The 10,257-nt window shown below is 44.1% G+C and carries 9 protein-coding genes; 3 read left to right on the top strand and 6 right to left on the bottom strand.

Features of this window, described 5'->3' with window-relative positions:
• Window positions 1-479: 479 nt before the first annotated feature.
• From QUB26_RS25475 to QUB26_RS25450, 6 genes are all read right to left on the bottom strand, one after another.
• On the bottom strand, window positions 480-2,837 hold the full coding sequence (locus QUB26_RS25475) for a polysaccharide biosynthesis tyrosine autokinase (RefSeq protein WP_333242486.1): 2,358 nt from the start codon (window positions 2,835-2,837) through the stop codon (window positions 480-482).
• Window positions 2,838-3,165: 328 nt separating this feature from the next.
• Window positions 3,166-3,339 carry a hypothetical protein gene (locus tag QUB26_RS25470; RefSeq protein ID WP_333242489.1) on the bottom strand — a complete coding sequence of 58 codons (174 nt, stop codon included), beginning with the start codon at window positions 3,337-3,339 and terminating at the stop codon, window positions 3,166-3,168.
• A 536-nt stretch (window positions 3,340-3,875) separates the two neighbouring features.
• Window positions 3,876-5,306 (bottom strand): MFS transporter, encoded by a 1,431-nt coding sequence (locus tag QUB26_RS25465; protein WP_333320257.1) that lies wholly within the window; start codon window positions 5,304-5,306, stop codon window positions 3,876-3,878.
• Between the two features lie 446 nt (window positions 5,307-5,752).
• Window positions 5,753-6,310 (bottom strand): Uma2 family endonuclease, encoded by a 558-nt coding sequence (locus QUB26_RS25460; protein ID WP_333320254.1) that lies wholly within the window; start codon window positions 6,308-6,310, stop codon window positions 5,753-5,755.
• A gap of 63 nt (window positions 6,311-6,373) precedes the next feature.
• Window positions 6,374-6,925 (bottom strand): hypothetical protein, encoded by a 552-nt coding sequence (locus tag QUB26_RS25455; RefSeq protein ID WP_333242497.1) that lies wholly within the window; start codon window positions 6,923-6,925, stop codon window positions 6,374-6,376.
• Between the two features lie 211 nt (window positions 6,926-7,136).
• A complete protein-coding gene (locus tag QUB26_RS25450) occupies window positions 7,137-7,814 on the bottom strand; it encodes an ATP-dependent Zn protease (RefSeq protein ID WP_333242500.1) in 678 nt (225 codons plus the stop codon).
• Between the two features lie 57 nt (window positions 7,815-7,871).
• Between QUB26_RS25450 and QUB26_RS25445 the strand changes: the two genes are divergently transcribed.
• From QUB26_RS25445 to nth, 3 genes are all read left to right on the top strand, one after another.
• Window positions 7,872-8,033 (top strand): hypothetical protein, encoded by a 162-nt coding sequence (locus QUB26_RS25445; RefSeq protein ID WP_333105714.1) that lies wholly within the window; start codon window positions 7,872-7,874, stop codon window positions 8,031-8,033.
• A 35-nt stretch (window positions 8,034-8,068) separates the two neighbouring features.
• The gene (rseP, locus tag QUB26_RS25440; protein WP_333242503.1) at window positions 8,069-9,163 is read left to right on the top strand and encodes an RIP metalloprotease RseP; all 1,095 of its coding nucleotides are present in this window, start codon (window positions 8,069-8,071) and stop codon (window positions 9,161-9,163) included.
• A gap of 193 nt (window positions 9,164-9,356) precedes the next feature.
• Window positions 9,357-10,001: an endonuclease III gene (gene nth, locus QUB26_RS25435; protein WP_333320252.1), complete on the top strand. Its 645-nt coding sequence runs from the start codon at window positions 9,357-9,359 to the stop codon at window positions 9,999-10,001.
• The last annotated feature ends 256 nt before the right edge of the window (window positions 10,002-10,257 follow it).

Genomic DNA, 10,257 nt, shown 5'->3' with positions numbered 1-10,257 from the left:
ATAAGTTTCCCACGATCCCAGACCCATGCAAATACTACCCTTGACAATTTCCTTTTTTCCTTAACTTGTCACCAATGCTACCAACCCCGATGGAAATTAGTCCGCACTCAGTCAATTTGAGATTTGAGATTTGAGATTTGAGATTTGAGATTTGAGACTTCGGCCTAAGAGGTTGGGCGAGCGCGAGCTTCAAGTCGCGCTCAGTCCAAGGATTTTTGATTTTCGATTTACTCCACAGACGAATCTGGGAGATTGAACAAGAATCTAAAATTTTGGGAGTTCCATGACCACGAATTTCAAAGGTGGTATCCGCCACGTGATTTATCCGTGGAATCAATCCCAAATCGAAAATCAAAAATCCTCAAGAAAGAGCATTTATCTCGCGCAAGTCAATCTAAAATCTAAAATCTAAAATCTAAAATCGATTGACTCATGTCGAGGGCTGGTATCCTTTTTTTGGGGGTCTTTTTTGTTGGGTTTCACTCTTTTTTGGGAGCTAGTTTGCGGATACGAGACGGTGCTGGTGTCAAATTCAAATATTCACTTTTATCTTCAACAACTGATGCTCTCGATGCTGGATACTTCTTGCGTTTAGGGGCATGATTCGCAACTGTGCCCAAGCATGGTATGCCAAAATTTTCTAATTGACTGAAAACTTTTTTGACTACAGAAAAGGGAACCTGGCGAATTGCTACAACCATCAGTATGCCATCGGTGCGCGCTGCTAAAAAATTCGTATCTTTACTGTCAGCGAGCGGCGGCGTATCGTAGATAACTAAGTCAAATTTTGCCTGAAGTTCTTCCATTAAATACTGCATCTGAGATGATGCCAGCCGTCTGGCAGTACCAGGATTCGGGATACCAGCAGTTAATACAAAAAGATTATCTGCTAGATGCGATCGTTGGATAATTTCATTGGGTTCGTTTTTATGGTCTAGCAAGTTGCTCAATCCCTTGACATTAGGCACTTCCAACAGCAAGTGCAGGCTGGGGGAATGCAAATTCGCGTCTACTAACAGCACTCGCTGACCCGCCAGCGCTGCCACGTGAGCTAAGTTTAAAGCAACGGTAGATTTGCCTTCGCCAACTGTAGCCGAACCAATTGCCACAGAGCTAATCGTTCGATTTGAAGAAAGAAAGCGGATATTAGTATAAAGAGAGTCAAAAGCTTCTATAAATTCCGCAGCAATTTTCTTATTACCCTCTTTTCCTTCAATATAAGCATAGGCATTAGCAATAGAAGGCGGCAATTTTCTAGCATTTTTGTCCAGAGGAATTGCTCCCAATAAAGGCACATCAACCGCATCTTTCACGTCATCAGCACAGTAGAAAATATTGCGGATTTTTTCAATGAGGATAGCAGCTCCCAGACCCAAAACTAGCGCTCCAACAACTGCCATCACTAATTTGTTTTTAGCTTTCGATGGAACTGGCATCAGGTTGCCCTTCTCATCTAGCGGTATCCGTGGTTCAGAAATTATTTCCCAAGGTACTTGGCTTTGAGCTGCTTGGACGCGCAGAGTTTCCCGCTGGCTTAGAAGTTGATCGCGGGTGCGGGCGGCTACTTCTAATTGCTGTTGCAGTTCGTTGTAGCGGCGGGCTATGGTGGGAAATTCTGTTGCTTGCCTGTTTAAATTGTTTTTAGTTTGGCTGATTGCCTGACGGCGAGCTTCTAAGACCTCAACTTGGTTAGCAGTATCAACCAATTGTTTAATCAAGCCTATGCGAATAGAATTTTGAAAATTCTGAACTTTAGAATTGGCTTGGGTACCGACTAAATTTTGCCCCAAAATTCTATCAGTTTGCTGATTGAGCAAAGCTACTAAATTTGCCCGCTTGCGCTCTAAAGCTTCCACTATAGGGTTAGCAGATTTAAAACGAGCTGTTTCTACAGCAATCTGACCTTCTACTTCCTTAACCTTGGTCAGCAACTCTTTATATTGAGGTTCTTCGCTTAAAGCTGAAGCAGCAATAGCTTCATTTGGTGTAAAATCTAATTGTTTTTGCAAGTTAGCGTACAGCGTTTTCTGTTCTTGCAGTAGCCTTTGAGTTTCTAACTCTAAAGTTTCTACGGCACGAACTTGCTGGATTAATTGCGCGCCTTGTTCTTGAGGATTGGTAATCTGTTGCTCCTGCTGTATCACCTGTAACTCCGATTTCAGGTCGTTTACGCGCTTATTGAGTCCCGGAAGCTGGTCTTCAATAAATTTAACACCTTCACCAATCCGAGTCTTGCGTTCATCAAGACTGTACTTTAAATATTTCTTTTTAGTTTCTTGTAAAACGAACTCAACAAATTCAGGCTCATTCCCCATGAAGCGAACTTCCAAAATTTTAGTCATCGTCATCTGATCTTCTCCGAGCCGCAAAACGACTAATTCTTTTTGAAGCATTTTCTCAGTGAATTTTGGATATCGTTTTTGGACTTGTTTAACAATAGCTGACAGCATCTGAGGACTCTGGAGAATTTGAAGTTGAGTTGCGTAGTCCAAACTAAAAAAATCTCTACTAGGTACTCCTCCCCCCTCGCTGCGATTGGCTAGGGCAGAGGGGTCAGCAATTCTTGCCTCCGTTGTCACGGGTTCCACTAGCATCCGAAAATCGCCTTGATATGTTTTCTTGGCTCCCTTGATCTGATAAACAACTCCGCCGACTACTAGACCTATAATCCCAATAATGATTAGGGCTTTTCGCTGAACAGTCCTCAACAACGGCTTTACATTCAATCCTTTCTGAGGCTGCGCGCTTAAATCTTCTCCCTCGTCAACGGAAAATTGCTGCACCTGTCGGCTCTGGTTGCTAATGGGTACGATATGAGCGTCCTGTTCTCTTTCCATGTTGACCTCTTTGATATTTTGTGGGTAAAATCAGCTTTCTTCTGCGAGCCTTCAGGTTGATACTTTGAGCATTGGCTTAAGGATATCACACGAAATTATTGGTTGGTCGATCCCACTTCCTTCTAATAGTTCTCACTACTTTCACATAGTATACAAAAATCACTAAATCCTTATGCTATGCCGGCGGTAAAAGTTCTTTTACAACTGCTGGAGAGTTAGATCAGACTGCATTTGGCTCGGCTGCGTTGTGCTTGTATTTAGGGTTTCCGGGCGACGAAGCCAACTTTTTCAGGTGTTGCTCAGCTTCGCGACAGCGGGTTCCATAACTTTACCAAACTTTTACAATTGACCGTAACACCTCAGCCGCCGCTTGCGCTGGTATTGGTTTGTCCTCTATGCCATTTTTCGGTTCGGAGTCAACGACAAAAGCACTTGTTAACTTACGCGCTAACTGAGCGGCTAAAAAGTGTTGCATTTCCCCTGTAGATATAATTAGCCACATTCGGCAGATTTTTGGGAACGGCAACTAATCGAATCAATTTCCGAAAAAAATCTGTTTCTTCTTTTAATTATAAACTTTTTGAGGAGTTAGATGAATGATTAAGTGTATATACTTATTTTACCGTGGTAATTATATCGCAAACTCATTTCGATAGTGCGCGAGCGACATAAAATTTAATAATTTGTGTTCTCAAGCTCGATCGACATTTAGAACAACTCAAGCATTCGGGGTTTTTCTACTGGGGCGGATGGCGCGGCGCGATTTATGTATTTTCGTAAAAAAAACTAGGTTTCTGCGTTCCGGGGCTATTACTAAAACTATCGCTTTTATTCGCCCTCCGAGCAAGCTATAGCAATCCTTTCAGGAAACGCGCAACGTTTTTTTTAAATTAACCGATGCCATAAGAAGATGACACATTGTTCAAGAAAAAAATAGTTTGCATAGGATGGGAGGATTGCTATTAATATGGCCCGGATTAGCTATCGGTAGTTGTTATTTTTCGATTTTACGAATTACCAACTATTGGTTATTAGCGCTTACTGATTTTCTGCTTTTCTTTCTCGCAGCTTCAACAATATTTCTGCATGAACTTCGCGGGTTATGGGATAAAAGTATGTGAGAATCATCCCAGCAATTAAAGCAATTGTGGGGAGCGGCCCGATCGCAACTCGAATCGCAAACAGTGCAGACTCTGGCTGTACGGGTGCAGGCTGTCCCGGAACTGTAGATAGAAATCCAGCTCCTTCTAATGCTTGACCTACCAACCACAAACCCCCTGCTAATCCGATTTTTTGCAGCAGTACCATAAACGAATAGAAAACCCCTTCGCGTCTTTCTCCTGTTTGCAGTTCGTCGAGTTCGATCACATCCGGTATCATCGACCAAGGTATTAGATAAGCCGTGGAAACTCCGATACCTGCCATGACTGCTAATATGTACATTTGCAATACTTGTCCTGGTTGCAGGAAAAACAGTCCAGCTTGGGCAATAATCCACAAACTCATGCCCATAAAATATACGGCTTTTTTGCCGTATCTCTCGCTGACTTTACTCCAAACAAATAGCATGATTAATGCAGTGCCTTGAACGGCGATCGCCACCAAGCTAAAAACGTACTGTGGCTGTTGCATCCAGTTAACAACAAAGTAGGGAATAATAGTAGCAGTCAACTGCACTCCCAGCCAAGAAAAAAGATAAATTCCAATGACGTACAAAAAAGGGCGATTGCTAAATGCAATCTGCAACTGTTCTTTCAGTGGCAAGGATGTAGAATTATCGAGTTCTGCGTTTTCTAATAGTTGGGCGGCGACGTGCTTGCGAGTTCCCAAAACGCACCAGTACAAAGGCAAGACAGAGATAACTGCACAGATTGCACCTAATACTAAATATTGTTGATTCGGGTCTTTTTCAAATACACGAAAGATAATTAGAGCTAAGATTAATGAAAAGATGCTGCCGCCAATGGAGAAAGCAAACCGAAAACTATTAAGGCTAGTGCGTTCGTTGTAGTCTTGAGTAAGTTCTGGAGTCAGGGCAGTGTAGGGAAGATTGACAGCCGTGTAGGCGGTGTTGAACAAAATACTGATTGCAACATAGTACCAAAATAACACTGTGTGATCCGTGCTAGGTACAATCCACTGCAATAAGAAGAATATGCCGAAGGGAATGCCACCATATATTATCCAAGGATATCGGCGGCCCCAAGGATGAGAAGTGCGATCGCTCAAAACCCCCACAATCGGGTCATTTATAGCATCCCAAATCTTGCCAACTACCAAAATATTACTGGCTAAGCCGGCAGGTAAACCAGCAACATTGGTAAAGAAAACTAGGAGGTAAAATGCCAAAACATTAGCGGTAATTGCCGGGCCGAGGTCGCCGGCACCGTAAGCTAATTTTGTTGAGAGGCTGAGTTTTTGTGTTTTGGGGTTGTCGGCTGCAGGTCGAAGCCCGGAAGTGTTGCTCATAAACTTTGATGTCGAGATTTTTTGGCAGTCACAGTCTTTCCAGTAGGAGTATAACTCGCGCTACGCCCTAATACTAAGTTTTTTGTAGCGATCGGGATTATTCTGAAGAATTGGTAATTGGTAATGGGTAATTGATAGATTTGTAGGGGCGGGTTCACCAACAATAATCGCCCCAAAAAAAACAATTTCAAAAACCCGCCCCACCCAACAAACAAGCCAAATGTACGTTTAGATTTACGGTGGGGTGGGGGCGGGTTTATATGAATTGTCGGTCATTGTTATGTATGGTTTGTGAACCCGCCCCTACAACGTTGTGGTAATTCGAGCGATATCAATATACACAATACCCGTAGATACCGTAGCAGCTACGCACCATACAAGGGGATGGTTTTAGCCGAAATATCGATCCGTAGCTAAAGATATCGATAAACCCGCCGCCCACAGACTTAAGGAAACAGTTGCGAAATCTGAACTTCTATTTCTGGAAAGGCCGGCATTGACAAAACATCATCTTCATTAAATACTGTTTCTTGTTGGTAGTTTGCCTCGCCCGGTTCGCGAAAAACATAGACTTGCCGCGTGTTAACATCAAGTATCCAATAATCACTAATTCCCGCCTTAGCATAAGCCGGTGCTTTCCGCTGGCGGTCTGTTTCTAAAGTCGTATCAGCTATTTCTATTAATAAGAAAATATTGTCTGGTGCGGGATGAAAATCTTGGTACAGCCGAGGGTCGATTTGCACTACAGCAATATCGGGTTCTGGTTCTGAATTATAACTTAGAGCGATCGGGTCTTGAATGCGAATTAAAGCAAGTCCTGCCAGCAGATTTCTCAGATAGTCGGCTGCACAGAGATTAGTTGCTGCGTGGGGAGGATTTTTTGCACTCATTGAAATAATTTGCCCGTCAATTAATTCGACTCGTTCATCGGGATTGAGAATGCCAGTTTCGGTCATGCGGCGGTATTCGGCTACAGTCCACAAGCGTACATCTGTTACAGTCATGGCACAATTTCCTTTGGCGATATTATCTATTATCGATGCACATTCTAGTTTTGTATTAAATTGCTAGGTCAACAATCTCGATTTAGCTGTAATTGCTCCCACACACCACAAAATGGCATTGACAATTTCCGAGCGCTGAATATCTTCTGCATCTAAAAAACTTGCAAACTCTTCCTCAATATTCAAATGGTCTGCAAAATCATAAAGTATGCGCTTGTATTCAGTTGGCATCGGTATTAAAGTAGCTTTCACTAAATCGAAAAGCGCGTTCAAACAGTTGAGGATAGTAGCTGACTCGTCAAAATCTTCGGCATCGAGCAAGTATAGCGTTTCTGCAATGTCGCAAATAGCGTCTATTTGTGTGGGTGGCTTTCCCAGTTTGCTGACATCGATATTGCACAATTGGAGAGCGTTAATCGCTAGTTCTGGACGGGTAAAAAATACAAGTTGACCGCCGGCTACTAAGGGCGGCTCTTGTTCTCCATAGACAATTAGAGTATATAGATTTGGTATTTCGGTGCCAGGGTCGATCCGCAAACCAAACAGCCACAACAATTTTTCTGTATTTGGGTTTGCTGTTTGCAGTGTTGTTGGGAAAATATTTGGTTCTGACATTAATTTTTAATCCCTATAATACGCTCTTAAACTCGGTTTCTACGCAAATTTTTTGTATTTTAGGACTTACGCCATCATTCCAGGTATGGGGGCAACCACGGGGGGTTTGCCCCTACAAAACACTATATATTGAGGCGGTGCGTAAGTCCTGTCTTTGTGAGAAATCTAGAGATAAACCGGGTTTATAAGGCAAAAGTGCGTAATTTTTTTCCTATAAATTTTGCTGGATTATGGCGTAGCATTCGGCAACACTTGCTCTTTTTTCCATGGCTGCTACTAGGGCTTCGTAAGCTGATTTGTGGCTTTCGATCAGGTTTTTTGCTCGCAGCAAACCCCAGTTTTGTTTGAGTTGAATTTCGGAAATTGGACGGCGCAGTTGTGTTAAAATTGCACTAATTTTGGTGCGGTCTTCTGCTCCTCCTTGTGCGCTGCCGTAAACAAATTTTTCGGCGACTATTCCGGCCATCCACACGGTACAATATTGGTCTAAAAGTTGGGCGGAAAGAGTGCCACTTTGGAGTTGAGATGCTAATTGCTCGTCTTCAAATCGGACGCCGCCTTGGGCTGTTTGACCTTGTTTAAATGCTTCCCAAGCGTTGAGGGCGTAGCTGGTTACGGGAATTCCCAACAGGTGCGCGACTAGGAAGTGTCCGGCTTCGTGGTGAAGGATACGATCGCGCTTTTGTTTGGAAGTTCCTCCCAGCCAATCTAATAAAATAGTACCGCCTTGACCTTGCCACTGGAAACTGTCGAGGGTGGCTAGCCCCAACAGGCAAAAAGTGGCGATCGCAGGTACGGCTTCTGGCAAGTTGAATAGGGGGCCCAACAATATTGAAACGGTGATGGCAAAGATAGAAATAGCGATAATATTCAAAGAAGTGTCTTTCATAATCGGGAATTGGTAACTGGGAATTGCTAATGGGGAATTTGTAATAGGGAATTGGTAATGGGAATTGGTTTTAGAGGTAAACTCAGGTACGATCGCGCGATCGGTTTGGCAGCGTCGGGTCGATCGCAGCAGCCGGGACTTCCGACAAAAACACCACCTTCCAGTTTGACTGAAAATTGTCCCTCCGAAGCCACCGATATTAAAAAGATATTAAAATAAATCAAAGTCCAGTAAAAGTGTTAGTGGAATCCTTCATGTCAGTTTTGGCAGCGATCGCAGTTTTAGGTATCTTGATTGTCGTTCACGAACTCGGCCACTTCTTGGCGGCGAGACTTCAACACATCCATGTCAACCGCTTCTCCATCGGTTTCGGGCCAATCCTCTGGAAGTACCAAGGCCCGGAAACTGAATACGCCCTCCGCGCCTTTCCCCTGGGAGGTTTCGTGGGTTTCCCGGACGACGATCCCGACAGTACAATTCCCCCAAATGACCCGAATTTGCTCAAAAATCGCCCCGTGCTCGATCGGGCGATCGTCATTAGTGCAGGGGTAATTGCCAACTTAATTTTTGCTTATTTCCTGCTGGTGGTGCAATTGAGCACTGTCGGCGCTGCAGAAATGAACTACCTACCGGGAGTTAAAGTCCCGGAAGTCGCCGCAGAAGTCAGTTCTGCCGCGAAACAAGCCGGAATTCGATCGGGCGACGTTGTTCTGTCTGTTGACGGCAAGGAATTGGGCGCTTCCGGCGAAGCAGTCAAATTATTGGTCGCAGCAATCCAAGATCATCCCAACCAACCCCTAGCGTTGGAAATTCAGCGCCAAGAACAAAAATTTGTGGTGACAGTAACTCCTGAAGAGTCGCCCGACGGCAAAGGTCGCATTGGCGTGCAACTAACTTCTAACGGCACTGTGGTGCGGCAGAGGGCCGGATTTGTAGAGGCGTTTAGCAAGGCCGCCAAAGAATTTGAGCGGATTGTGGTGCTGACGGTTCAAGGTTTCGGGCAGTTACTTAGCAATTTCAGCCAGACTGCCGACAAGTTGTCCGGGCCTGTGGCGATTGTGGCGATTGGTGCAGGGATTGCCAAATCGGATGCTGCGAGTTTGTTTCAGTATGCGGTGCTAATTAGCATCAATTTGGCTGTGATTAATATCTTGCCTTTACCTGCTTTGGACGGCGGTCAGCTAGCTTTTCTGTTAATAGAAGGACTGCGGGGCAAGCCTCTGCCGAACCGCATTCAGGAAAATGTCATGCAGACTGGTTTGGTGTTGTTGCTGGGTTTGGGAGTTTTCTTGATTATTCGCGATACAGCTAATTTGGCTGGGTTCGATTTGCGAAATTTCATGCAATAGTAAATGAAGGAAGGAGGAAGAATTATGTCTAGTTTTCCTTTTTCCTATTTTCCTATTTTTCCATCTTCTTTTTTTCCTACGCAAGCGAGGCCGAGCCTCTGGTTATGGGTTCCACGGTCGTGCCTGGGAACCAGTTAAAAACTAATGACTAATAACTAATGACTAATGACTAATGACTAATGACTAATGACTAATGACTAAAAAGTTAAGTTTAAAACAACGATCGCTCGAAATTCTGATTCGCCTCAAACGCCTCTATCCAGAAGCTCCTTGTACTCTCAACTACGAAACTCCCGTGCAGTTGCTGGTGGCGACGATTCTCTCGGCTCAGTGTACGGACGATCGAGTAAATCTGGTAACGCCGGCTTTGTTTGAGCGTTTTCCCGATGCGGTGGCTTTGGGAAATGCTGATTTAGAAGAACTCGAAAGTCTGGTGCGATCGACTGGTTTCTACCGGAATAAGTCTAAAAATATTAAAGGTGCTTGTCAGGCGATCGTCAATAAATTTAACAATCAAGTGCCGCAGCGGATGGAACTGCTGCTAGAATTGCCCGGAGTTGCCCGCAAAACGGCTAATGTCGTTCTCGCTCACGCTTTTGGTATTAATATGGGGGTGACGGTAGACACTCACGTCAAACGTTTGAGTCAGCGGTTGGGATTGACCGAACATACCGATCCTATAAGGATCGAGCGGGATTTGATGATATTGTTACCGCAGCCGGATTGGGAAAATTGGTCGATTCGGTTGGTTTATCACGGCAGGGCAGTTTGTAATGCGAGAAATCCGGCTTGCAATATTTGCGAACTTGCAGATTTGTGTCCTTCTGCTAATAGTTAGGTCTTCCACCAATGTTAACTACAGGCAAGATGCCTGTACCACAAAAAAATTGAGTTATTGCAGATTTTTACCCTTCTGCTAATAATTAGGTGTTGCACAAATGCTAAGTACAGGCAAGATGCCTGTACCACAAAAATGTAGAGTTATTGTGGAACAGGCATCTTGCCTGTTGCTAAAAGTGTAGAGTTATTGTGGAACAGGCATCTTGCCTGTTGCTAAAAATGTAGAGTTATTGTGGAACAGGCATCTTGCCTGT

Origin of the sequence: Microcoleus sp. B4-C1 (assembly GCF_036705285.1) — a bacterium.
Lineage (GTDB): Bacteria > Cyanobacteriota > Cyanobacteriia > Cyanobacteriales > Microcoleaceae > Microcoleus.
Note: the sequence above shows the minus strand (reverse complement) of the source record. Positions and strands in the feature narration are given on the sequence as shown.